Annotated in this window: 15 protein-coding genes; 8 read left to right on the top strand and 7 right to left on the bottom strand. The window is 39.6% G+C overall.

Annotation, left to right across the window (positions count from 1 at the left end; translation table 11 throughout):
- Nucleotides 1-13: 13 nt before the first annotated feature.
- From QA584_RS00745 to QA584_RS00725, 5 genes are all read left to right on the top strand, one after another.
- On the top strand, nt 14-1,810 hold the full coding sequence (locus tag QA584_RS00745) for a M13 family metallopeptidase (protein WP_278272615.1): 1,797 nt from the start codon (nt 14-16) through the stop codon (nt 1,808-1,810).
- A gap of 96 nt (nt 1,811-1,906) precedes the next feature.
- Complete coding sequence (locus tag QA584_RS00740; protein WP_278272614.1) at nt 1,907-2,587, top strand: response regulator transcription factor; 681 nt, start codon at nt 1,907-1,909, stop codon at nt 2,585-2,587.
- A complete protein-coding gene (locus QA584_RS00735; RefSeq protein ID WP_278272613.1) occupies nt 2,574-3,647 on the top strand; it encodes a sensor histidine kinase in 1,074 nt (357 codons plus the stop codon). Before QA584_RS00740 ends, QA584_RS00735 begins: the two co-directional genes overlap by 14 nt.
- Before the next feature lie 357 nt (nt 3,648-4,004).
- Nucleotides 4,005-4,952, top strand: coding sequence for an ABC transporter ATP-binding protein (locus QA584_RS00730; RefSeq protein WP_278272612.1), 948 nt, complete (start codon nt 4,005-4,007; stop codon nt 4,950-4,952).
- Nucleotides 4,949-5,767 (top strand): ABC transporter permease, encoded by an 819-nt coding sequence (locus QA584_RS00725; RefSeq protein ID WP_278272611.1) that lies wholly within the window; start codon nt 4,949-4,951, stop codon nt 5,765-5,767. Before QA584_RS00730 ends, QA584_RS00725 begins: the two co-directional genes overlap by 4 nt.
- A gap of 330 nt (nt 5,768-6,097) precedes the next feature.
- Here QA584_RS00725 and QA584_RS00720 read toward each other — a convergent pair whose 3' ends face one another.
- The 7 genes from QA584_RS00720 to QA584_RS00690 form a co-directional block, all read right to left on the bottom strand.
- Nucleotides 6,098-9,328, bottom strand: a complete 3,231-nt coding sequence (locus QA584_RS00720; RefSeq protein WP_278272610.1) for a X2-like carbohydrate binding domain-containing protein — start codon at nt 9,326-9,328, stop codon at nt 6,098-6,100.
- A gap of 576 nt (nt 9,329-9,904) precedes the next feature.
- Entirely contained in the window at nt 9,905-11,419 is a 1,515-nt protein-coding gene (locus tag QA584_RS00715) for a DUF5605 domain-containing protein (protein ID WP_278272609.1), read from the bottom strand.
- Nucleotides 11,420-11,753: 334 nt separating this feature from the next.
- A complete protein-coding gene (locus QA584_RS00710; RefSeq protein ID WP_278272608.1) occupies nt 11,754-13,208 on the bottom strand; it encodes a GH39 family glycosyl hydrolase in 1,455 nt (484 codons plus the stop codon).
- Nucleotides 13,209-13,629: 421 nt separating this feature from the next.
- Complete coding sequence (locus tag QA584_RS00705) at nt 13,630-16,311, bottom strand: glycosyl hydrolase (protein WP_278272607.1); 2,682 nt, start codon at nt 16,309-16,311, stop codon at nt 13,630-13,632.
- Nucleotides 16,312-16,356: 45 nt separating this feature from the next.
- The gene (locus tag QA584_RS00700; protein ID WP_278272606.1) at nt 16,357-17,253 is read right to left on the bottom strand and encodes a carbohydrate ABC transporter permease; all 897 of its coding nucleotides are present in this window, start codon (nt 17,251-17,253) and stop codon (nt 16,357-16,359) included.
- A 358-nt stretch (nt 17,254-17,611) separates the two neighbouring features.
- Entirely contained in the window at nt 17,612-18,565 is a 954-nt protein-coding gene (locus QA584_RS00695; RefSeq protein ID WP_278272605.1) for an ABC transporter permease, read from the bottom strand.
- A 181-nt stretch (nt 18,566-18,746) separates the two neighbouring features.
- A complete protein-coding gene (locus QA584_RS00690; protein WP_278272604.1) occupies nt 18,747-20,366 on the bottom strand; it encodes an ABC transporter substrate-binding protein in 1,620 nt (539 codons plus the stop codon).
- 251 nt (nt 20,367-20,617) lie between these two features.
- Here QA584_RS00690 and QA584_RS00685 point away from each other — a divergent pair, with 251 nt between their 5' ends.
- From QA584_RS00685 to QA584_RS00675, 3 genes are all read left to right on the top strand, one after another.
- A complete protein-coding gene (locus QA584_RS00685) occupies nt 20,618-22,375 on the top strand; it encodes a sensor histidine kinase (RefSeq protein WP_278272603.1) in 1,758 nt (585 codons plus the stop codon).
- 24 nt (nt 22,376-22,399) lie between these two features.
- Nucleotides 22,400-24,001, top strand: a complete 1,602-nt coding sequence (locus QA584_RS00680) for a response regulator transcription factor (protein ID WP_278272602.1) — start codon at nt 22,400-22,402, stop codon at nt 23,999-24,001.
- Nucleotides 24,002-24,346: 345 nt separating this feature from the next.
- Nucleotides 24,347-25,996 carry a tetratricopeptide repeat protein gene (locus tag QA584_RS00675; RefSeq protein ID WP_278272601.1) on the top strand — a complete coding sequence of 550 codons (1,650 nt, stop codon included), beginning with the start codon at nt 24,347-24,349 and terminating at the stop codon, nt 25,994-25,996.
- Nucleotides 25,997-26,155: the final 159 nt, after the last annotated feature.

Genomic DNA, 26,155 nt, shown 5'->3' with positions numbered 1-26,155 from the left:
AAATGAGGCAGTTATGGCAATATTAAAAGATGATTTTTACACATTTATTAATGAAAAATGGCTTAATAGTGCACGGATACATAATAATAATAAAGTTAATTCGGTATTTCAAGAATTAAAAGATAATCAAATACAGATTTTAACAAACTTATTGAAAGGTGATGAATTATACTCTAACACCTTTTGTCAAGTTAAATTTTTTTACAGATGTATATTAGATTCCTTTAAAAATTCGAGCAATGAGACGAATCAGTTATATCATATAATCCATGAAATTGAGATGGTTAACAATTTGAATGATTTAATCTTATTGGCAAATGGTTTTCGTATAGAATTTGATTTAATTCAAGTGTATATAGAACCCAATATATATAATAACGAAGTAAATAGTATTTACTTATGTCCGCCCAATATACCTGATTTCAATAACGATCAAAGAGCAATTTACAAAGAATATCTAATGAAAAACTATCTTCTAATAGGTTATACCTACGATAGTGCCAAGGAAAAAGTTGAAAATACCTTGATACTAGAAGAAAAACTAAGTAATTATTGCGATGATGTTGATTGTGCCTTTCAATATTCGGATGCTGAATTTAGAAACCGATATTGTAATAAAGCAATTGGCAGCATAATAAATAATGTTAGATTGCATGAAGAGATGGATATAGTTACATATGGTACGAAATGGTTAGAATTTTTAAATGAATATTTCGTAGAAAATAACCTTACTATCATAAAAAATTTTATTGAGACCAATACCCTCAAATTCTATATCGACTATATTGGCGGCAAATTCAAAGAATATAAAGATAAATATGATGCGGATCTTTATGGGGAAGTCAGTAAATCTTCTGATGAATTTGCACTGCATATAACAAACAAATTTTTTGGGAATAGCTTAGGTATTCTATACGCGTCAATATATCATAATGAGCATAAACTGGAATTGGTAAATAAAATTACAGAAGATATCATTCAATGTTATATTACAAAATTGAACAATGTAGACTGGCTTTCAGCACCACTTAAAAAGCATACAATAATTAAATTAAGAAAAATGAAACGAAATATCGGATGTTTAGAACAAAAGGATTTGTTTCATAATCTTGATCTAATAAACAATAATTATAATAAAACTATCGTTGAAAATATTATATTGTATAAGAAATATTTGAATGAAAATATGAATGAAATTCCAAATGCATATGGCGAAGAAACTTATTCCACCAATACTTCTTATGATTTTAATACCAATTCTATTAATATTCCCTTAGGGCTAATAAATGGACTTCTGACTGAAAACTATAGGTATGAAGAATTACTGGCTACAATCGGGTTTTTAATTGGACATGAAATTGCGCATTCCTTTGATTCCAATGGACTAACCTATGATTATCAAGGTAATTTTACAGAAAATATTGATGATAACGCATTACATAATAAAAAGCTGGAAGAACTAGTACTCTTCTATAACGGTATGAGTATTATAGAGGACTTAAAGGTTGACGGGCAGTTAACTTTACAAGAAAATTTCGCTGATAACTGTGCTATGAGATGCATGCTTGATTTATTAAATGAATATAGCAATGCAGACTTTGATTTATTCTTCCGAACATTTGCATCGACTTGGAGAATTATATATAAAGAAAGTTACCTTTATAATTTAATTCCTGTAGATGAACATCTTATATATAAATTGAGGGTTAATGGTGTTCTAAAAAACAATGAGGAATTTTATAAGACATATAATATTTCAATCAATGATAAAATGTATATTGATAAAACAAGACGTATAACTCTATGGTAAACAGGTAATCCGCTTGTCATCGTTCAGTCCTGTCACATTTTGTTTAACTTGCGTTTACATTCCTGCTTTACAATCAGATTGTGGAGGATACTTTTTATGACCAATATAATGATTATAGATGATGACCTATATATCCGTGAGCTTGAGCGAACCCTGCTTAAAAACGAAGGCTATACGATTTTCGAAGCCGCCAATGGGCGAAAAGCCCTGCAGCAGTTAAAAGAAAACAAAATCGATTTATGTGTACTTGATCTTATGATGCCTGAAATGGATGGTTTTGAATTTTGCCGCCTTGCCAGAAAATATTATCCGGATCTACCGATTCTGATGCTAACGGCAAAAGGGGAGTTAAGTCAAAAAGTAAAAGGCTTTGAACTGGGAGCAGATGATTATTTAACAAAACCTTTTGAGGGAATAGAGCTTATCCTGCGTGTAAAATCCCTGCTAAAACGTTACAAAATTGATTATGTTGTGGAAATTGGGACTCTTCTCCTCGATAAGTCCAGTTACTCTGTCACCTGTAACAACACCCAGAGTGACATCCCGATGAAAGAATTCGAACTCTTGTATAAGCTTGGTTCTATGACAGGAAAAACCCTTACCAGAGATCAGCTTATAGAAGATATCTGGGGTTATGATTTTGAAGGCAATGAGCGTACACTGGATGTTCATATTAATCGCCTGCGTGAGCGATTCCCCAGTGAGCAATACGGATTTAAGATCTCCACCATCCGAGGATTAGGTTATCGCCTGGAGGTGCTTCATGAACAGGAATAGAAAAAAAGATAATTTCCGTTTTGCAGTTGGTATCATCGTTTCTACCTTTTTCTTCGGTGTATGTTTTGGGTTATCTTATCTCCTAACAGACTTTATCTATCAATATACCGGAGCGCCGGTAAAAATCTGGACTTATATCATTACCGGTGTTGTGGGACTATACATTTTTTGGGCCTTTGCTCAAATTATAATTACTACCCATCGCAGAAAACATCAGCACAATGACCACCGGGAACTTTTGGGGGAAGCACTTGATGCCATGAAGCGGATTACTCAGGGTGATTTTTCTGTAGTAATGAAAGTGGAAAAGTATGACCCCTTTTCAGAACTAGCCGAAACCATTAATAAAATGGCTCATGAGCTGGGAACCATGGAAAATCTACGGCAGGACTTTATTGCCAATGTTTCTCATGAGATACAATCTCCCCTTACCTCTATTTCCGGCTTCGCCGAATTACTTAGGAACGGTTCGGTCACTGCCGAAGAGAAGGCTCATTACATTGACATTATAGCGGCTGAAAGTAAACGACTTTCAAAACTAAGTGACAATCTCCTTAAGTTATCTTCCCTGGACGCAAATGCCACTCCGCTCTCCTGTTCTAAATTCAGGTTAGACAAGCAGATACAAAGCTCACTCTTACTGCTGGAATCGCTATGGTCGGAGAAGAATCTGGATATTTCTTTGGAAGCAGAGGACATATCTATGTTTGGTGATGAACATTTACTGGCTCAGGTTTGGATTAATTTACTTCACAATTCCATTAAGTTTACCCCCAGGGGCGGCATGGTCACTATTTCTGTTTTACGTGAGGATTCTATGATTGTATGCCGTATTGCAGATAGCGGCATTGGAATTTCCGAGGAAGATAAACTCCATATTTTTGAGCGCTTTTATAAGGTGGATAAAGCAAGGGACCGGGATCTGGGCGGAAACGGTCTTGGTCTCGCTCTGGTAAAAAAGATTGTTGAGCTTCACAACGGAACAATAGAAGTGGAAAGTTCTATTGGCAACGGAACCACCTTCACGATTAAATTCCCCAAAGAAAAGGAGTCCGACTAAACTTTTCCATATTAATATTTCGATAAGTAATTTGATAGGTTTACATTCCGTTTAAATTGGGTTTAACCTCTGTTTAATTAACAACGCTATGATAAGGTTGTTAACAAAACAGAGGTTAATTTATTTAGATGGGTGTAATGAGTGAAAGAAAATGTTGAAAAAAGAAAGGTGCCACGCTGTGATTCTTTCACTCTGTTTTATTTGTGGCAGTATCACAGGTCTTGCCTGTGATATGCAATGGGTGTAATGAGTGAAAGAAAATGTTGAAAAAAGAAAGGTGCCACGCTGTGATTCTTTCACTCTGTTTTATTTGTGGCAGTATCACAGGCTTTGCCTGTGATATGCAATGGTGAAAATATGGAAAAAATGATCCGAGTAGAAAATTTAGTAAAACAGTATGATAAAGCGAAAACGCCCTCCGTTAAGGGTATCAATTTCGATGTAAAAGGAGGGGAATTTTTTGCTTTTTTAGGTCCAAACGGGGCAGGCAAAACAACGACAATTTCAATCCTGACCACCACCCTGTCCAAAACCTCCGGTAATGTGTTCATAGCCGGTTATGATGTTGGTAAAGAAGCAAAGCGCGTCAGGGAGAATGTAGGAATTATCTTTCAGCAGCCCAGTCTTGACCCCCAGCTCTCAGCCGAAGAAAATATCCGGTTTCATGCCTGTCTATATGGCATGTACAGCTACCGTCCGACTTTTAAAATGATGCCTGCAGCTTATCGCAGGCGGGTATTAGAACTGGCTGAAATCATTGGCATACAGGATGCTTTAAACAAACCAATCAAAAAACTTTCGGGTGGCATGCAGCGTAAATTTGAGATTATCCGCAGCTTAATCCATACTCCCAAAATATTATTTTTAGATGAACCCTCACAAGGACTGGACGCAGTAAGCAGACGTGGGTTATGGGACTATATTAATGCAGTCAGACGGGAGAACGGAACTACCGTGTTCCTAACGACCCATTATATCGATGAAGCAGAACATGTGGACAGAGTCTGCATTATAAATCAAGGACTAATAGCTTTTAACGGGACTCCTGACTCCATGAAACAAGACTTGCTTAAGCAAGAGATTATTTTAGATTCTGATAATCGTTTGGCCCTTACAAATGAATTATCGGCTATGGGAATGGAACATCGTGTGGAAGATCACGTTATCGTTCCATATCAGGATATGACAGCCCAGGAAATTATAGCTAAACTAAAAACCAAGCTTACACTTCTTAAAATGCAGGAGCCAACACTGGAAGATGCTTATGTAGATTATTTATTAAGAACCGGAGGAAAAACCGTATGAATGAAATGACATTAAAAAAGCCCGTACCAAAACTCCTAAGAGAAATAAATGTAGTAATTACCATATTAGCCCGTGATATCAACTTATGTTTCAAATCTCCGGGTATGCTGATTATGAGTCTTGCCATGCCTATCGTTATGATGGGCATGCTTGGCGGCAGCCTTTCTCAAAACATGGCAGGAGGACTTGGTTTTAATTATAATCAATATCTGTTGATTGGCATGCTGGTAAATATGCTGTTTATGACTACCGCTTCCGGTATTTCCTCCTTAGTGGAAGACCATGTAACAGATTTCACCCAGGAAATGATGATTTCGCCTATATCCCGATATTCCATTGTAATCGGCAAAATCCTTGGTTCCTCTTTTGGTGCAATCGTAGGAATGCTTGGCACAATAGTAACCGGATTCTTTATGGGTATTTCCCTGACCCTCGGACAATATTTATTAATACTTTTAATGGCTCCCTTCATGTGTTTATCTGCCGGTGCCTTGGCTATGATCGTTATTGGACTTATCAAAAGCAATAAAATGGCAAACATGGCAGTTATGCTGATCACCATGCCCCAGATGTTTCTATCCGGTGCCATTATTCCAATCAATAATTCAAAAGGCATTCTATATGTATTATCCCGTATCATGCCCATGACCTATTGCCTTGATCTGACCCGTGCCGTGGTTTATTCTGGAACAAAAGAGTATGATAGTGTGGTGTTGTTTAACCCTCTTGTCAGCCTGATTGTCATTGCTGTACTTACGGTTGTTTTTCTGGTAATCGGTACCTATTTCTTTGCACGAAGTGAGAAAAACCGATAGTCAATTTTTTCCCTGTTTACATCCTTCTTATAGCAAAACAGACCTTCTTATATAATGATTTTCACAATATAAACACCATGATCGAGTTCCATAACTTTGTTGTTATTGAGTTCGTGATAAGTATAGCAGCATTTAAAATATAAACCTAATTCGAACGAATTAGCATATTTATACTGACAAACGTTCAGAGGGGAATGATTCACAGGAATCATCCCCCTCTTTCATAAAGAGCCGTATAAATTATAATATCTCAATGATGACCGGATATATTTCAGAAACTATATGTGTCCGAAAACCTTTTTCTATGTGATTACGGTCTGATTTTAACGGTTACGGCTCAATTCCCCAGATCAGGCTGCCATTCCTATAAGCCGTTACCTTACTCCAATCCCCATAGGACGTACCACTGGAATTGAAGGAATAATCATTGGTCTGGGTATAGTTACTCCAGTCAGACTTTGAGAATCTGGTCTGTATAAATGCGCTGGAGCCGGGGGACAGGCTTCCTGCACCGGCAGAAATAGTAATTTCAAGATAACAGTCTGCCGTGGTCTTAACAGAAGTCATATCTACAAATGCCCCGGTAACATTAACAGCACCCACAGAGGACCAGTCACACCAGAAGTTCTGTGATACCGCACCGTCATCAGTATAGTAATATCTCAGCTTTAAACCTTCCAGACTGATGGGGCTGGTTCCGTTATTGATCAGCTTAAACTGGGGAGCTATGCTCTGGGTACTGGCAGTAAGTGGGTTATTATACATCTGAACCGTCAATCCACTGCTGCCGCTGCCGGTGCTATCTGAAATTACAAGGCTTAATACCGGGTCAGTTCCACCGCTAAAGTCAAAGGTCAGACTGGCGCTGCCTACAGACAGGCTAGATAAATAGGCTTTCTTAATGATCACCGTATTACCGGATATCGTATAGTCTGTTCCTGCCGTAAGGGTTTTTGAACCATTTTTTATTGCACTCAGGGTATTGCCGTTAGGTGTAAGCGTTACGGTAATATCCGCCTGCAGGGTAGTATTTTTATCAAATGCAGCCGTCTGGGGTGAAATAGAGGCCGAATTTGTCGGTGTGGGAGAAACTGTCGGTGTGACCGTAGGCGTTACGGTAGGTGTTGGTGTTGCCGTAGGCGTGGGGGTTACGGTAGGTGTGGGCGTTGCCGTGGGTGTAGGTGTAACGGTAGGTGTTGTGGTGGTATCACCATAGATAATACCCCTTCCGTTGGTTCCGACATAGACACGCCCGAATATTCTGGGATCACCGGTTATGCACATGTTAATTCTTCCGTATTGGTGGCTGTCATCGTTGATTCTTACCCAGCTTCCTCCTGCATCTGTGGAGCGGAAGATTCCTCTTACCCCATCAATCTGCGCACAGATATAAAGTGCCATATAGTCTGCACCCGGGGCAGCCATACCAAAGCCGACAACATCTGCTTCTTCCACATTGTCAAGTCTTGTAAAGGTAGCTCCGGAATTGGTGGAATGCCACAAACCATAATCATAACCTTCACTTCCCCCTGCAAGCCAGATATCACCTTCAATGCCAGGCATTGCCTTAAAGTTAACCGGAGTTGTCTCAGGGGACGGGCTGGAGGACGGATCTGGAAGTCCGGTGGCAGTAGCTGTGAAGGTAGCTCCCTTATTGGTACTTACATAGAAAGTCCCTCCTGAGTAGCCATAGAACTTATTGGAATTCACACGGTCGGAAGCAACAAAGGCATTTACCGGCAGACCTGCACAGGCTGTCCAGGAACTTCCTGAGGTAGTGGAATAGGAAGGTGCTTTTCCTGCGGGGGCCCAAACAATGGTATTGCCGTCAGCGGACATCGCTACTTTTCCACCTTCCGTCGTATCAGAACTATTTGAAGACCAGGAGTTGGTACCGGCAGACCAGTTATTGCCGGAGTCATAGGAGATACCGATTCTGGGGTTTGTCCCGGCATCTGTATTTCCCACCCTTACATACCTGGTTGGATTCAGCTGTGCGAAATCCATGCTGGTAGTAGAGGTAAAATTAGGAGTTATCATCATCATGGCTGGTATTTTTGTTAAATCCGTATGTACAAAACCGCAAAGATCACCAAGTCCGCTGACTAAATGAGCTGTACCGCTGTCCGGACTTATCAGGGAAAGTACTGCTGTCTGTTCGATTCCTACCGATTTTACAGAGATATTTACTAAACCGCCGGAATCAATTGCTGTAAGGTTGTCCGTTCCATATACGGTTGCTCCGGTTCCATACATCATACGGTCTGAATTAAACGGATCAATTGCTATATTACCCATCATCCAGCCCATTTTGGGAATGGCATCCGGCGGAATATATTGTTTACCGAAGGTAAGCCAGGGTGAGACAGAAATATCCTGTTTAAACCGAATTGTACGGTCCGGATATCCATTCCAGTCCCAGAATCTGGTCCAGGTAGCACCTCCGTCTCTGGAACGGAAGATATTGGCATCGGGCCACCAGCTATTTAAGGTCGTAACAATTAAAGTATCCGGATCCTGTGCGTCCACAGAGAGTCCGCCATATCCATAATAATTGTCTTCACTGGAGGAGGGAACCGGACTAATCTTGGTCCATACACCAGTGCCTGTATTGTATTTCCAGACGTCCCCTTTCGATCCGTCATAGGGTCCTACACCGTTGCTGTAAGGTATATACAGAATACCTTCGGATGACAATACTCCATGGTGAGGGAAATAGCCGTCTTTTGGCTGTCCGGCCACTGCACTCCAGGTAAGGCCGCCATTGGCAGTATAAAATACGGTATTCTTAGGTGCCTCGCCGTTCTTTGCCTTATTGACTACCCCAACATAAATTTTATTACAAGGTGTACCGGCTGTGCTGGAAGCAGGATCAAACGTAACCCATACCACACCGGTAATTGTATTATCATAAACTGTAGGATCTAAATCTGTAGGTACAATATTGCCGACCTCTGTAAAGGTACTTACCTTACTCCAGGTTACACCATAATCCGTGCTTTTCCACAAGCCGTTTCCGTTTCGGGTTCCCATATAAAGAACATTATTGCTGTTTGGATCCACCACAAGGCGTTCTCCCATGGACCGGCCCATCATATTGGCACCACACTTAAAAGGCAGATTTGTTACCTCCCAGGTATCTCCCTTGTCTGTGGAACGCAGGATACAGCCATTTGCAACTGCCCAATTATTAGTATATGTTCCTGCCGCTATGTATACACGGTTGGTATCCACTGGATCTACTGCAAGACTGTCACAGCCTAAGTTATTCCAGTCATCAAAACCGATGGTATCCATGAGGGGTATCCATTTTCCGGTAGAAGGATTCCACCTATATGCCCCGCCCATGTCGGTTCTGGCATAGATTAAATCCTTTTCCCCGGGATTAAAGATTACATTATCTACATATCCGCCTCCGCCAATCTGTACATTCTTCCAGTTGTAAGCTTCACTGGTTACTTCTGCCGAAACAGCTGTCGGAACCATAAGTGCTGCAGCTGAGGTAATTATCATAGCCGCTGCCGTTAATAAACCAATGGTTATTCTTAGTTTTCCTTTCATTCTTTTACCCTCTTTTCTGAATATCCCTAACCAGGGACATTTCTTAATTAATACTCACCGCATTATTTGTATAATGGCTATTACCGATATAAGACCATATATTCTACTGACCTCCCTTCTTTTTTATATCAAAAGTAAATACCAAGTATTTATATAAAATGGCGTGCCATTATGCACAGAATTATCTGGGTATTAGCCTGTTGTTTTTGATGGTTTCATTCGATGAATCATGCAGTAGTAATATTAGCCGGGAAATCATGTAAGCGTTGATAAGCTCCGGGTAAATTAGTGATTTTAACGGAGCATGTGCGAAGGAGAGAGTAAGTAAAAACAGAGTTGATGTCAGAATATGTTATATATTTACAATGATGTAACTTTATACTACCTATAGATAGGAGGCTTGTCAATAATGATGTTTCACAGATAATGGTTATAAAAATGGTTATTTTTAACAAAATGCCACTGCAAAATCCAAAGAATAAATTACCTGGAAGAGAATAAAGATTCTAACCCAGATTTATATCCTGCGGATTTGCAGCAGCACTTTTAAGTGTTTATATGTCAGTGAAAAAATACTTACTCACATTCTTTTATGCGGATTGCCATAAACTCCCGCCCTGGCAATGGTATACGGAATTTCCCTTGAAATCTGCCTATAAAAGTAACCGTCATATTCCAGGTATCAATAACCTCAACCAGATACTTTTTATCTGCTTCTAATTTAAAATCCCGGAAAGAAGGTCTGAAACGGTCATAATAGTGAACCGAACACCCCTTAGCAGTTCCCACCGTTTCATCCCATTCCATTTCCTGATAAGTAAACGTTTCTCCGTCTGCCTCCTTCATAATATCAGAGAGGAACCGGATTCTTTCTGTACTTTCACCATATAGTTTTCCACCATGTGACCACCATAGAATATCATTATGTCCAAGATAGGTTTCACCATGACCCGGATGACCGCCTCGTAGCACAGCCTGCCAGAATCTTCGTGTCATTTCTTCTCCGTTTATATTTCCCCAGGCATAATTTATGTTTCCTTCATAGCATATTTCATCCAAAACCACGGGCTTTTGATATTCCCTAAGCCATTGGTCCGTCAGCTCAGCGGTGCGGTAAAGCTCGGTACGCTGTATGCTGCAATGGGTAATCCAGTTCTGGTGAAAATCATAAAACTGAAAACAGTTATGAATGGAACGCAAATGCACATAGGGATCATAATCACAGAGAATACCGGCATTTTTTTCCCAATCACTTACCGGTTTACCAAAAAACAAGTCATATTCATTTGCCAATGACCACCAGACATTCCGGTAAGCCGCAAACCTTGAAACAACATATTTAAGGTAATAATTTTCATTCTCCAGTCCCATTTTAGAAAATCCCCAGCGGTCATAGGGATGCAAAAGGATAAGATCCGCTTCTATTCCCAGTTCCATAAGTTTCCTAATACAATCTTCCAAAAGGGCAAAATGTTCTACCTGAAAACGGGAAAAGTCCCAGTTATTTGATGGATCAATGGCACCTTCTCCAAACAGGACAAAATTCTCTTCCGTAAGATTGCTGGAATCACAGGGCGTACCTTCATAAGGATAAGAAACCGGCTCGTGTAAATTATAAATATAATGTTTTGGAAAAACACAGAAACGGATTTTGTTAAATGGTGCGTTTTTTAAAGTAGCCAGTGTATCCTGGCGCAGCGATTCTTTTTGAAATGCCCAGGCATAACAAGTGGTACCAAGGCTTAAATAGGGCGTTCCATCCTCATATGCAAACTTAATTTTATCTTTGACCCGCACCGGTCCATGATTCTTCTCTAATGGTTCTGTCCCCTTAAATTCTCCCGTATAAATCTGTTCAGAGAAAGATCCCCATATTTTAAAATGATAAACTTCCGTATAAGACGGCATAAAACGCACTTTATAGCATCCATTTCCATCATAAAAACCATGTACCGTAATAGTTTCACTATTTGCTTCAAAACATCCCATAACGGTATAATCCCTAAAGGGATTACCCTCTGTCCTGCCCGGGATAGAGGCTTCAAAGCAGCCCCATTTTTCTACTGTTTTATTGTAAATTACTTCATTCATATTTTACACCCCTTACGATACTGCCATCAGTATGCAGTTTGAATGAATCGTATCGTGGTATCCTTTCCATTCTTATATTTTCAGGCAATTGCGAAACGATATGATTTTTTGAATATATCCTGCAAATAAACTTGTTTCTAGCTTCAGTTGCCCTATTGGCAAGATTCAGCGCTGAAAAAAGTATTATTTGTAGGATATAGAAATACAATATTTGTGTTTCGCAATTACCTGCTTATATTTCTCAACCTTCCCGTCATGCTGCCACTTCTGCGGTATCTCAAACAATGGAGGACGAACTTCATCGAAACCATTCTGAGGAGGCACTATCTGTAAACTAAAAATCTATCACTACAACACCATGAGGTGGAACGGTACATGTAATTGTATCATTACAGCTTAGTTTTTCAGCCTTCAGCTCAGATTCTGTCATAAGTTTATCCACTTCCTCTGTTTTCAGATATTCCGGGGAACCCATTTTTATCCAGAGTTTTTTTGCATTGGCATGGTCTTCATCAATCCGGTAGACCATTACCTCGCTGCCGGTAACCATACCCGGGATATGAATTGTAACCTCTTCCTCCTGAATGGCTCCTGTCATGATATTATGATTGTAAACTGCAAGCCTGTGGCCCTTATCCGTTTCCGTAGCTAACAGCTCCACGGTGCTGTCCTTATCATCACTTTCAACCTTAAGCCGCTTGCTTCCAAGTCCATGAAATAATTCGAATAACCGATAAGCCGGTTTTGGGATTCCCGCATAGGTCATTAGTCCAAACCCATCGTGGAAAGCACCCGGGATTTGAGAACCTTCCTCAAAGATATCGGTAAAGGTCCAGTAAGAATAACCCTTTACAAGCCCGTCATTATCAGCCAGGGTTTTTGCTATCATTGCAGAGGCATAACATTCATCATGCCGGTCGGCATTAGTCATGGCTGAGGTATTCCACTCCGTATAATAAAGAGGATACTCTCCTGCTTCTTCCCTGGCCTTTTCTGTCATTTTCCTTAATATACCCCGTTCGTATTCCCCTTTGCCGGCAAGCCCTGATTTAAAGAAATCTGTGATATCCATCCCGGACCTCCAAAGAGGATCGTCTGTGGGATAATGATGAGTAGAAATAAAATCCAGAGGTACTTTATTGGTTTCACAATAATCTATTGTATCTTTTATCCAGGAATTACATGAGGTGGCAGGTCCCCCCACTTTGAGGCTGCTATTAACCTCCTTGATGGTCCGTGCAGTAACTTCGTAAAGCTTAAAATACTCTTCCTTGGTTCCTGAGAAAAATACCGCCAGATTTGGCTCATTCCAGACTTCAAAATACCACTGGCTGACTTCCAAAAGTCCGTATCTTTCGATTAAATGCTCCGTCAGTCTTCTGATCAGTTCTGCCCAGGCATGATAATCCATCGGAGGGGTAATATTTCCCTTATAGTGAAATACTGTTTTGTCTTCACTGGCTAAGGCAGAAGGCATAAATCCCAGCTCAAGAAAAGGTTTCATTCCAATGCTTAACAGAAAGTCACAGATATTATCTATGTTTACAAAATTATAAACTAAGCCCAGTTCATTGCCCATAAAGTCTTTTTTCATAACCAGCACACACATATCATCATCTAATAGCCCATGGAATCTCACATATTGAAATCCCAATTCTTCATGGGCCTTTTTTAACTGCTTTCTGTAATCCTCTCTTAATGCAGTATATGCATGACAGCTGCCGACACACAGTTCCCAGTAATGGGGAAAGTCTGTTTTTATATTATTATCAATCTTAAAGTTTACCATTTTACTCCTATCTGTACTTACTTGCGTACCTACTTAGTCAGATTTAAGCTGTTTACCCTGTCTCTTGTAAAAACCCATTTTTTGTTTACACTTCTATGATTCACTTTCAATGATTTCACTTTCTATAATTTCACTTTCTATGATTGCATCTATCTTTGATTGTATCTTTCTTTGATTGCATCTTTCTTTAATTGCATCTTTCTTTGATTGCATCTATCTTTGATTGTATCTTTCTTTAATTCTTTCTTTAATTGCATCTTTCTTTAATGCATCTTTCTTTGATTGCATCTTTCTTTAATTGTATCTTTCTTTGATTGCATCTTTCTTTAATTGTATCTTTCTTTGATTGCATCTTTCTTTAATTGTATCTCTTTTGATTAATTCTTTCTTTGATTCTTTCATTAATTTTACAGGATTTAGCTCAAAATTCTAACACTGGATTTTTTAAAAGCCCCGAAGGTGCAGTTACCTGAAACCCGCCAAAGAAACTGATACCGGACTTAATTTCATGGGCCAGTGTATTTGAAACTTCAATAACCAGCTGGTTCTCACCTGTCTTTAAGGTCTTACCGCAATCAAACTCATAAGGAGGACAAATCTCGCTGCCAAGGAGTACCCCATTTAACCAAACTTCTGCAAATTCATGGGCATCTAAAAGATTGATTCTTGCGTTATCCGGTACTTCCTTTAACCTAACTGCCGTTTCATAACGTATTGTACCGCTAAAGTCAGGATGCAGTTCGGAAATATTAATCAACTCCTTACAGATCTCAGTATCCGTAAACTCAGGATAATTCTTTGCTCTGGCATAAGATACCTTATAAGGACCGGTAATTTCCTGTCTCTGGGGCAGGGTGATAATCCTTGGTGCTGCCATCTCTGTAATTTCCTGCTCTGTAATTTCTCGCTCCATGCTGATAATCACCGACTGATAAGGAGCCAGTGACAGCTCCATACGACACTTACCAGGCTCTGCTGTAAATTTAACGGTATGCAAGGTATTGTGATAGGCATCATAGACCACCGGAATTCCTGCTGCCGGTACTGTCACACAACCGCAAAACGTTTCAGAAGGGTCTTCATTGCTGAACATATAAATATGTCCGGACTTTTGATAATGAAGATATCGAAGCATGGGAAAGGGATGGGATAAGGTAACCTCTGCCAAACCCTCTTTCGTCAGTACGTCAGCGATTTGGTCAAGCTGCACGATCCTACAGGTCTTTAGGGCTGCCAGAATCACTTCCTCCTCTTCTGCCTCAGCGCCGATCACTGCCTTTGGAAGCGCATTCATAAAATAAACGAAAAAACCCTCCGGTACTGCTTTTGCAATAAAGCGTCCTACATCAACAGGCAGATAATCGCACTGGGGAATGACCAGGGCCTGATACTTTGCAGAACCTGAGATAAGAACACCCGCAACAAAAGAGCTATGATAGGGATTTTCTGCTGTCCATAGATCACACGGTACAAAATCAAAGTCAATCTGGTGTTCCAATAGCTGTCTGGCGGGCTTTTGCATCAGCATGGTATTTCCCATCCAGTCTGCCTCACCGTGATATAAAACTGCAACCTTTACCTGCTGTCTGCCCCCTGAGAACACGTGGCAGGCGCGGTTCATGTACCTGGATAACAGACCCATGGGCCGGTACATCGGATTATGCCCACGGGCATAAAAATGAGGCGGACAGTCCGTATCCGGGAACTTCGGTGAAAATGCATGGAAGACAAAGTTGTTGACTCCCCGTACAAGAAAATGATCCGCCAGATACTTCATCAGGCGGGTGCCCTCCTCCCAGCCATAAGCGCCGAAGATCTCGCACATGGTACGTCCCTTCTTTTTACTGTCTATATGTGCATGGGAAGAACCCAGTTTGCCCAGGGCATAGTGATAGAATTCTCCGTCGCCCGGAGCAATACCACCCTCTCTTAAGCTGCTTTCACCGCCAAATATAACCTGGTTCCCAATATCGTCAATCCCTGCCATATGCTGACCGCTTAAAGCCCGGAAGTAATGACCCATACCGCACCCCAGGCGGCTGTGGGAGTTGTTATCTTCCAGAACGTGACCAATATATTCAACACCGTGCTTTCTACACCATTCCCCCAGAGCTTCTGAAAAATTACGAGAGATTAGTTTAGTAATACTGTCCATATAAGCATAGCAAAAGGCCGCGCACTGTTTCTCCTCCTCCATGGGAAACCAGAGGGAGGGCAGTTGTTTCTTCCAGTCAGGTCCATACGTATTGCGAAGCATTTCACCTAGTTCATTTGAATAGGGAAGTGCTTTTGGACCTTGTCCCAGCTTATCATTAAAGTTATAACCGGCGGAGTTTCCAATCTCGGCTTCGTCAGAAAAGAATCCTGCCAGGGTTTTACCGAATTCTTCTCCGATATGCTTAAAATGTTCCTCATATACTGCTTCAATCTGCAGATGGGCGGAATCCCGGTCCAGCATGTTGATATAAGACAGACGGCCGCCGCCCTGACGGGTCAATAGAATAACATACAGTTTCCACATACCGGCAGGGACATCCCAATGCAAAATACCGTCCTTAAGATTTGACGTCAGGTCGATGGGATTACTCATGTTACCGCTTTTTTCTACCCTGCAGGCAATTACCCCATAGACAGAATCGTCCTTTGGCAGTTCCGGCTTTAAAAGACCGCCCTCTAAAAAAGCACTCATAGGATTAGGGGGTATCGGCAGATTCAGAAGGATTTTTGTATCAAAGGTAACTCCGTTCAACGGTCCAGCCACTTCTGTAGCCTGTATTTTTAAATACTGCTTGCTTTTTCCCGGATACTTTTTTGCAATAATACCGTTGGCATAGCCGGTGGGGAAATGGGCATCATCAAGAATCCACACTTTCATGCCATACTTTTTTGCTTCGTCGAAAATTATTTTTAAGTCCTCCCACCACTGTTTACCACAGTAGTCCGGGTGAGGCCTTCCCTCTACGCAGAAGGCATAAATTCCACACTCATAGATTTTCCGAATTTCCTCACGAAGTATAGCTTCTTCCTCACCACGGACCCAGAGAAAGGGCATCAGATAATTCCCGTTTTTATTATTTAATGCTTCGTTAATAGACTTTTCCATGGTTTTCTCCTTAATAAGAGGCATAATTTCTGCTTATTCCTTCACTTACCCCTTTACGCCCCCAAGTGTGATGCCCTTTACAAAGTTATTCTGTACTAAGGGATATATTAAGATAATCGGCAGTATGCCAATGACTGCAATGGCCATACGGACAGAGACCGACGGTATAGCGGCAAGCCCTACATTGGCATTGGAAATATTAGCTGAATTCTGGGATAAAAACTGTATATTTTGTATCATTCTATTTAACAGATTCTGTATGGAATATAGATCTGTTCGTTTCGTAAGGTAAATATAACCGTTCTGCCAGTCATTCCAGTAAGCGATTCCCGCAAAGAGCCCAATGGTAGCAACAACGGGCTTTGCAAGGGGAAGTGCCACCCTATAAAAGGTTTTAAATTCAGAAGCACCATCAATATAAGCTGCCTCCAGGATTTCATCCGGTACACCGGTAACAAAATAGGATTTCATAAGCAGTACATTAAAACCATTCATCAAAAGACTGGGTATTAAAAGTCCCCAGAAAGTATTTTTAATTCCAAAGGTATTCGTATAATTCATATAGGTTGGAACCAGACCGCCGTTAAAGAGCAGTGTAAAGAATACCAGGAAGGTTAGAATCCCTTTTCCCGGAAGATACTTTTTGGATATGGTATATGCAAGCATTGTAGTAATGACCAGGGAGGACACGACTCCAACTGACGTCAGCAATATGGATATTCCATATGCGTGTACTACTGAATTACCGGTTCTAAAAATATATTCATATGCATAAAAGCTTAGTTTTTCCGGCCAAAACGAATATCCATTCCTAATTAATGTGTCATTATCGGTGAAAGAGGAGATTACCAACAACACAATAGGAATAATTGCACAGGCAGACAACAGCATCATAACGATGTGACCGCTGGTTTGAAATATTTTATCTTCTCTTGTTTTCATATTTTATACCCATTGCATATCGCAAGTTCCTTGCGATACTGCCACTAATGAAACAGGCTGAAAGAATCCTATTGTGGCATCCTTTCAATTCATATATTTTCTTTCAGCTTATACCCATTGCATATCGCAAGTTCCCTTGCGATATTGCCACTAATGAAACAGGTTGAAAGAATCCTATTGTGGCATCCTATCAATTCATATATTTCTTTCAACCTTATACCCATTGCATATCGCAAGTTCCCTTGCGATACTGCCACTAAATTAAACAGGCTGAAAGAATCCTTTTGCGGCATCCTTTCAATTCATATATTTTCTTTCAGCCTTATACCCATTGCATATCGCAAGTTCCCTTGCGGTATTAGAAAAGTGCATTTTCAGAATCAACCTTACGTACAATCAGGTTGGCAGACAGAACAAGTATAAACCCAATGACCGATTGATACAGACCTGCCGCGGAAGACATTGTGATATCCCCAAGCTCAAGTAATCCACGATAAACATAAGTATCAATGGTGTTCGTAACGGAATAAAGAGCTCCTGAGTTTTGAGGCACCTGATAGAATAATCCAAAATCGGAATAGAATATACGTCCGATTGACAATAAAGTAAGCATTATAATCGTAGGTTTCAAAAGGGGTATTGTTATGCGTCTCAGCTGCTGCCACTTTGATGCACCATCGATAGAAGCCGCCTCATAATAAGCTCTGTCAAATCCTACAATGGTCGATAGATAAATAATACAATTATAGCCAACTGTTTTCCAGGTATTAACAAGTATCAGGATGAAGGGCCAGTATTTCTTTTCCGTGTACCAGGATATTCCCTCTATTCCAAACGGTTTTAAGATAGAATTATTGACAAACCCATTTTCTGTTGAGAGAAATGCAAATACCAGATAACTGATAATAACCGCTGAAATCAGAAACGGAAGTAAGATTGCGGATTGATAAAACTTCTTTACCTTTGATGTCAATTCCGCAAGTATAATTGCTACCGCAATTGCACAAACTGTATTAATAACAATAAACGTTAAGTTATAAAGGATTGTATTTCTTGTAATGATAAAGGCATCCTGTGTGGTAAACAAATACTTAAAATTTGATAGCCCTGCCCAATCCGAACCAAAGATACCCTTTCTGGCATTGAACTTTTTAAATGCCAATACCAGTCCCGGCAGCGGCATGTAATTATTAATAAAAAGATATATGATTCCGGGCAGAGCCATAAAATAAAGCGGCAGACACCGTTTGAACTGTGCCAGATTTTTATTTTTTTTATAGGAAGACCCGGCGGCTGTAACTGTTTTAGCCATATTAACCTCTATTCTTGCGCACGCTCTTTGCACATACCAAGTTTGCGGTGCGCAAGCACAAACTTGTGGTTGAAAAATCTATTTTTCAACCTAACCTCCATAACCCGGCATTCTTAACTTTAGCAAAAGGATGGACCAGCAAGGTCTTAAGCTTCCCCATCCTTTTACCATATTTATCTTATTATTTTACACCATTTGTTTTAGCCCACTCGTCATGAGCGGTTTGTTTTGCCTTCATATACGTTTCTAATCCGGCTGCCTTAAACTTGTCTAACATTTCCGGTATTCCGGTAGCAGGATCCTTAAATCCATACATAAGCTGGAACGCATATTCGTTGTAAACATTAGTAAGTACGGCATATTCTGTTGACACACTGCTGTTATCAAAGGAAAAACCAAGTGCTTTTGATTTTACGGAATCCTTATTAAATGAGGCCATGCGGTCCCAGATATCTAACGGGTTGCCATCCCAGATTTCCGCGATAAACTGGTTTGGCATAAGCCAGTTAACGTTGTTATAATATTCTGAATTTGCTGCCGTAACACCCTCTGCAAAATTAATATGTCCGTCTTCTGTTTTTGTATATTCGGTACCCTCCTGACCCCAGCAAAGTAAGTTAGAAAGATAAGGATCTGTGTAGAAAGCATTTAATACCTGCATGGCAGCTTCAGGGTCTTTTGTTCCTGAGTTAATACACCATGGCATGGTAGCAACTGCTGAGGATTTAAGGAAGTCATCTCCTGTCTGGAATATTACCATATCGCGTCCGCAAAGACCGGTTTCCTGGGCTCTGATGCCAGGTTTTGTGGCGGTAGCATAAGACATTGCTGTACCGGCTTTCACCTGGGCAGTAGCAGATGTATCATCCGTCAGTGCATCCTTTGATATATAGCCTGCCTGATTCCATTGATACATTAATTCACAGTAGTTTTTAAACTGTTCACTTCCCCAAAGATCATTCATAGTAAGGCTATTTTCCGGATCCAATAAAACACCATAATTATCTCCGCCAAGGGCATCATATTTTACATACTGACCAAGCGTAGCCTCCTGGGGAGCATATACATATAAATTGGGATACTTCGCATGAAGCTTTGCATAAATATCACTGATTGTATTAATATCCGTATAGATTACTTCATCGCCGTCTTTGTACTGTGAGGCATAATCATATCCGATACCATCCAGGTATTCTTTACCAATAGAAAAGCCTCCAAGTCCGATTGCCATATCCCGCTGCTGCGGAAGACCGTATAAAGCACCGCCTACACGGCAGGCATTTACATAGGACGGATCCATGGTATTAAGGATTCCTGCACCATATGTCTGAATCAGATTATCGTCTTCAAGATTAAGACAATAACCATTATTAATTGAAGATGTATACCCAAGAGTTATTGCATTAAAAATATCAACCTGTTCCCCTGAGGAAAGCATTAACGTAAGACCCTGTTTGTAGGACGCAAAATCCAGGATTTCAAGTTCTACGGAAACACCCAATTTTTCTTCCGTATAATCACTGATTAGTCCTTGAATCCGCTCCAAACCAGCCGGTGAACCTGACCAGTTCATAAATGCCATAACAACTGTCGGAATTTTTCCGCTGGCTTTTCTGTCAGCAATTGCTTTGGCCCCAGCATCTGCTTCCTGGGTGGAAGCTGTATCCTCAGGAGTACTTGATACCGTATCCTTACTGCCTGTATCCTTGCTGCCCGTGTTGTTGGAACCTGATTTGCCGCAGCCGGTAAGGCTTACCATTACTATGGCCAAACTAAGTAGTACTGCTAAAAACTTTTTCATAAAAATACCTCCGTTTCGTTTCATATCTTCAAGGAAATCTGCTTAAGACGTGGAAGGATCTTCTCCAGGATCCAAGTTTCCCTTGATATTAGTTACAAGGATATTATATAATATAGCGTAAACAATGTAAGGAATTATCCTTAGAGGTTATTCTACTTTCCTTAGATTATTGTATATAATATCTAATTTTTAATCCTATACCATACCAATCCATACAACTTATACAATGGTTATTTAAGAGGGTGACAATTATGCATGTAAATACTTACAATGCCGCAAAAAAGACCTATTCGTTCCGAAGCCGTATGTTTACTATTATCTGTCTTATATTTTTATCCTTTATTCTTATTATTGGCTGGTTATCCAGCTATTTTACCAGTGTATTGCGGGAAAAAACCTATGATAACTTAAAAGATACCCTGGAATTATACAATCATCAGTTAAGCGACTCACTAGAGGAACTCGATATCTACCTTTATGAAATGAATTCCTATAGTTCTGATATCTCTTCCATTTCCTACATGGGGGATGTGAATTATATTTATAATAATATTATGCGAGCCAAAGATTTACTCGATTACAGCCTTCCTGCGTTTTCAGAAATTGGCGGTTTATTTATTTATGCCCCTATTAATGATACTTTTATACAGTCCCACAAACTGACTAATGATGCATTGGCAGCAGATTACCTTCGGACTTATTTAAGATCTTTAAATGCCAGCAGCAATTTGGATGAAATCAATATAAAAACCTGGTTTACCAAAGAGATTAATAATTCCTATTACCTTATACGGATACTAAGAATAAATAACACCTACCTGGGTGCATGGGCAAATGTTGACCAGCTTACATCTACCTTCAAAAATATAGCCGAGCATGGCGGCAATGTTATCTATGTAACCGAAGGCGGTGTTCCATTATGTGAAAATAAGCTTTCCGGCTATACCTTTGATGTCGAAAGCTCACTAAACAATTACAGCATTTTCACAATGAATGACAAAAGCAAAGCCCTGCTAGTTACCAATGAACTGGATTACTGCGATTATTATCTGCTGGCACTGATACCCCTTAAAAATATTGATATGCAGCTTTATACTATATATCAGATTCTCCTTATTATGGCTGTTTTCATAATTATCCTTACTCTGTTTCTTCTGATATCGGTAAGTAAATTTTTATCGAGGCCCTTATTTATGTTAGAAAATGCTGCCGTATCCATTCGGCTTGGTAATTTTGAACAGAAAGTAACCGCCGATGCCTCGAACTGCCGGGAAATTATAGAAATCGATACGGCCTTTAATAACATGATCGACGAAATACATAACTTACGCGTCGATATTTATGAGGAGAAACTTGCAAAATCCCAAATAGAACTCCAGTATTTAAAATCACAGATTGCACCACATTTTTTAATCAACTGCCTGTGTTCCATTGGATCAATGGCTGCTGATATTTCTGAAAATCAGGAAGTATTACCGAAAATGATCCAAACCCTTTCCGATCATCTGCGCTATACCTTATCAGACCGTACCACCGTTGCGTTAAAAGAAGAATTACTGTTCATATACAATTATATAGAACTGACTAAAATAAGATTTCCCGATTGTCTGACCTATGAAAGCCATATCGCCGCAGAGACTGAGGAGGCATCCGTATTTCCTCTTATCCTGCTGATGTTTACCGAGAATACAATCAAATACAATATGGTAATGGGGGAACCCTTACAGATTAAAATCACCTCTTATATGATTGAAAAAGAGAATAAAAAATGGATCCATCTGACCCATATTGATTCGGGGGATGGTTTCAGCTCAGATATACTGGGAACCCTGGAAGATATCAATAATAAAAAGCCCAGTCAAAAAGACGGACGTCATCTGGGGGTCCACAATGTTGCTAAAAGACTTGCACTTGTATATGGCGAAACCGCCGTAATACATTTTTCCAACGAACCAGGTTCCGGTGCAAGAATTGATATTGAAATACCATATATTCCATTTCAGCAATAAGCGAACCGATAGGAGGATGCTCACATGAATATACTTGTAGTTGACGATGAATATTATATTGTTCAAGGTATTACCAAAAATATTAATTGGGATGACCTGGGAATCCATGCTGTATATACTGCCTACAGCATGAAACAGGCTCAGGAGATTTTACAGCAACAGGAAATCGATATTCTGCTGACCGATATTGAAATGCCAAAAAGCAGTGGTCTTGACCTGATTGCCTGGGTAAATGAGAATAACTTCCATCCTGTCAAGTTATTGCTTACTGGACATCAGAATTTTGATTATGCACAAAAAGCTATCCTGTTACAATGTTTCCAATATATCTTAAAGCCGGTTGAATACAGTGTTTTGGAAGAAGAACTAACGCTTGCGGTAGAAAAAGTATATGAAAACCAGAAGGTTGACAGGGCTAAAAACATTGCAGAATCCTGGGATTCCAGCAAATCCCTCCGTGTGGAAATGTTTTGGAAGGAAGTCTTTACAAGAATTATATCCTCTTCAAAAACCAGTATTACAGAAGCTATGAATCGCCTGAACGTGCCGGTGTCCTGGCTAAAGGAGGATTTTTACTTTCTTCTGTTTGATGTCCATGCCAAAAATATTACCGGTGATGAGGAAGACCCGATTCCACTTGGTGAAATACTCTCCATTGTTTCTGAGCTGATCTGTGATAAAGAAGATGCTTCCATATATAAGATTTCTTCTTCCGAATTTTTACTGGCTATGATATCCGGTAATTTTAAGGGCTATCAGCATATCTTTGACTTCTCCGAAGATATCGTAAGAAAACTATGTCAGGCTCTGCCCTCTTATCGGTTTTCAATCTATTTGTCGGACCAAACACCGGTTACCTCTGTTGCTGACTGTTACCAGCTCCTTAAGAATTTTGAATCAAGTATCTTTACTAAGGAAAGTATCGTGATACCAGTTCATACGTTATCAGATCCCCATACCTGGGAATTCTCGGACTCTCAGATGAAGAACATACCTCTGGCTGAATGGACAGAGCTCCTATTGCAATATAAATCATCTCTGATTCTTGATAAAATTAAAGCCTTGTTCAAAGATACTTCCACCTATTATCCGGCCAAGATGCTTATCGCTATTTACTATGGCGTATTACAAACCGTATTTTCAGTTCTGGAATCAAAGGAAATTTCAATCAACGAATTATTCCCGAAACTGACTCATCATACAGACTTAATTAAAGCAACTTCTTCCATAGAGAACTTCCTCTTTTGGGCAGGGCATCTGCTTTCAGACACCGAAGAAATTCTGAAGGTAAATGCTGATTCTGCTTCTTTTGTGGAGTCTGTCAAAAAGTATATAAAAGCCCATTTAGACTCCGAAGATTTAAACCGGAATTCCATTGCAGAAGCAATCCATATGAATCCTGATTATATTTCTTATCTTTTCCATAAACAATCCGGTCAGCTCCTTAGCACCTATATAAAAAGCGAACGGATTCATGCCGCCAAAAAACTTCTTATAACCACTGATTTATCGCTGCAGGCCATAGCGGATGCAACCGGTTTTTCCAACAGTTCCTATTTTCATAAACAATTTAAGAAAACTGTCGGAATCACACCGCAGCAGTACCGTGCTAAGGACATGCTGTAATATTGACCCGTAAGCCTGCTATTTATAAATCTTAACCTCCTTATATGTATCAACAACCAGTAAAAACATTACTAAAACAGTCTAAATAATAGCGGATAATTTAAAGGGACGATCGCTGTATTCTGGAAATACTTATTGCTATTTGTATTGGCTTGGTACTTAAGGGGGCTTATATCATTGAAATTATCCCAGAAATAAAAACAACTACCTTCAATCTATAGTAACAGCTAATTTTATATCCAGTTGCAGCCAGCATCAATCTTTAGATAGTTTTATTCATGTATCTGTTGTATAATATTGTTTTAAAATCTTTATAATACTGCTTATATTTCGGAGGAACTGTTTGTGTCAAAAATAAATAAAAAATATACAATCAAAAAAATAGATAACTTAAAAGCCTCAGAAAAAACCACCGAGGATTCCGGTTTCATACTCGAAGCTAATAAACCCTTGTCACTGTCCATGGTGTGGAAGCTTCAAGCTGACTTCTATGCTAGTCAAGGACCAGAGGCCTGGATTAAAGGAATTGTACCTCAATATATAACTACAAATCCTTATATCGCTAATCTATATGCCAAAATAGTATTTGGCTACTGCAGAGATATTGCTTCCAGTAAAAGCTTTAATAAAAATACCACCATTTATATAATGGAGCTTGCAGCAGGAGTAGGCCGGTTTACTTATACTTTTCTTAAAAGATTTTTGCACCTCCTTGCCAATTCGCCGCTAAAGGACTTAAAATTTAAGTATATCATAACAGATCTTGCCGAGCGAAACGTGATATACTGGCAAAGCCACAGCTATTTAAAACCTTATTTTGAAAGTGGAATTCTTGACTGTGCAACATTTGATATGACAGGGGATAACGCACTTACGTTAAGAATCAGCGGCGAAGTTCTGGGTAAAGGCAGCGTTAAAAATCCTTTGATTTTATTTGCCAATTATACCTTTGACAGTCTTCCTCAGGATACGTTCTATGTTAATAAAGGCAAGCTTTTCGAGGGACTGATTACAATAACTGCTAAGGATGGTCAGGCAGACTCTTTGGATAAATCCATCCTGGCGGGTTATGATTATTACTATACCGACAAGCAGCTACAAGGAAGTAATTATTATGAAGAAGCTAATCTGAATGAAATACTTTTGTATTATAAAGATTGTTTTGAAGATACAGCCTTTTCCTTGCCGATTGCAGCCTTAAGGTGCCTTAGCAGATTACAGACCCTCTTTGGTGATGACCTGCTTTTAATTTCCGCTGATAAAGGGTATAAAGATACCGCCTCCATGAACCAAAATTATCATCCCTACTTATCAAAACATGGCTCCATCTCCCTGACCGTTAACTTTCACGCTCTGGAGCTGTATTTTAGAAGTCATGGAGGAAGTGCGATTCATAGTATTTATGAACAGGAAAGTGTTACTATGTCCATGTTTTTACTAAGCAAACGTTCACATAACTTTACAGAAACCACTATGGCATATAACGAGGTTATTGAAAGTATAGGACCGGATGATTTTTATACAATAAAAAAAGCTGTTGTGCCTTCTCATAAATCATTTACTACAAAAGAACTGCTGACCTTTTTACGATATACCGTCTGGGATTCAAGGACATTTTTAGAATTCTATAATACCATACTTGAGAGGATTTCAGAGGAAAAGGACTTTCCAAAAGAGGAACTGATTGACGTAATTTATAAAGTCTGGGAATATTATTTTCCCATAGGGGAAGACGGTAATTTATTTTATTGTTTAGGTTCTTTATTGGGGTACTTTGGCTGTGATAAGGATGCTGTTAAGCTATATCAGTCTTCCGTGGAGTTTTATGGAGAAGATGCGGCAATTAATTACGAACTTGCAGTATGTTATTACAATATGCAGGAACTGGAAACAGCTATGGAATACATTAACCGGTCTCTTGTTTTGGAGCCTGGATTTTTAGAGAGTCTTAATTTGAAGGGGATTATTGAGGAGTCAGTGCAAGGGTTATTCTAACGTTTATTATGTGCTGATAACTTTATTTAATGTTTTGGAAGAGTTATCGAATGAATGATAGCTATGTGTGGGGGTGTTATCTTTTATAGTTATTGTTTTAATCGACTTTACTTTTTATTGTTTTCTTTCTTTTTTAGAAAGAATATTTTATGTTTTAAG

Origin of the sequence: Anaerocolumna sp. AGMB13025 (assembly GCF_029689925.1) — a bacterium.
In the GTDB taxonomy this organism is placed as follows: domain Bacteria; phylum Bacillota; class Clostridia; order Lachnospirales; family Lachnospiraceae; genus Anaerocolumna.
This window is presented reverse-complemented; position numbering and strand designations above follow the sequence as displayed.

What these genes read in the sequence shown, in the direction of transcription:
- QA584_RS00745 (WP_278272615.1), top strand. Translation starts at nt 14, where the DNA reads ATGGCAATATTAAAAGATGATTTTTACACATTTATTAATGAAAAATGG.
- QA584_RS00740 (WP_278272614.1), top strand. Translation starts at nt 1,907, where the DNA reads ATGACCAATATAATGATTATAGATGATGACCTATATATCCGTGAGCTT.
- QA584_RS00735 (WP_278272613.1), top strand. Translation starts at nt 2,574, where the DNA reads ATGAACAGGAATAGAAAAAAAGATAATTTCCGTTTTGCAGTTGGTATC.
- QA584_RS00730 (WP_278272612.1), top strand. Translation starts at nt 4,005, where the DNA reads ATGGAAAAAATGATCCGAGTAGAAAATTTAGTAAAACAGTATGATAAA.
- QA584_RS00725 (WP_278272611.1), top strand. Translation starts at nt 4,949, where the DNA reads ATGAATGAAATGACATTAAAAAAGCCCGTACCAAAACTCCTAAGAGAA.
- QA584_RS00720 (WP_278272610.1), bottom strand. Translation starts at nt 9,328, where the DNA reads ATGAAAGGAAAACTAAGAATAACCATTGGTTTATTAACGGCAGCGGCT.
- QA584_RS00715 (WP_278272609.1), bottom strand. Translation starts at nt 11,419, where the DNA reads ATGAATGAAGTAATTTACAATAAAACAGTAGAAAAATGGGGCTGCTTT.
- QA584_RS00710 (WP_278272608.1), bottom strand. Translation starts at nt 13,208, where the DNA reads ATGGTAAACTTTAAGATTGATAATAATATAAAAACAGACTTTCCCCAT.
- QA584_RS00705 (WP_278272607.1), bottom strand. Translation starts at nt 16,311, where the DNA reads ATGGAAAAGTCTATTAACGAAGCATTAAATAATAAAAACGGGAATTAT.
- QA584_RS00700 (WP_278272606.1), bottom strand. Translation starts at nt 17,253, where the DNA reads ATGAAAACAAGAGAAGATAAAATATTTCAAACCAGCGGTCACATCGTT.
- QA584_RS00695 (WP_278272605.1), bottom strand. Translation starts at nt 18,565, where the DNA reads ATGGCTAAAACAGTTACAGCCGCCGGGTCTTCCTATAAAAAAAATAAA.
- QA584_RS00690 (WP_278272604.1), bottom strand. Translation starts at nt 20,366, where the DNA reads ATGAAAAAGTTTTTAGCAGTACTACTTAGTTTGGCCATAGTAATGGTA.
- QA584_RS00685 (WP_278272603.1), top strand. Translation starts at nt 20,618, where the DNA reads ATGCATGTAAATACTTACAATGCCGCAAAAAAGACCTATTCGTTCCGA.
- QA584_RS00680 (WP_278272602.1), top strand. Translation starts at nt 22,400, where the DNA reads ATGAATATACTTGTAGTTGACGATGAATATTATATTGTTCAAGGTATT.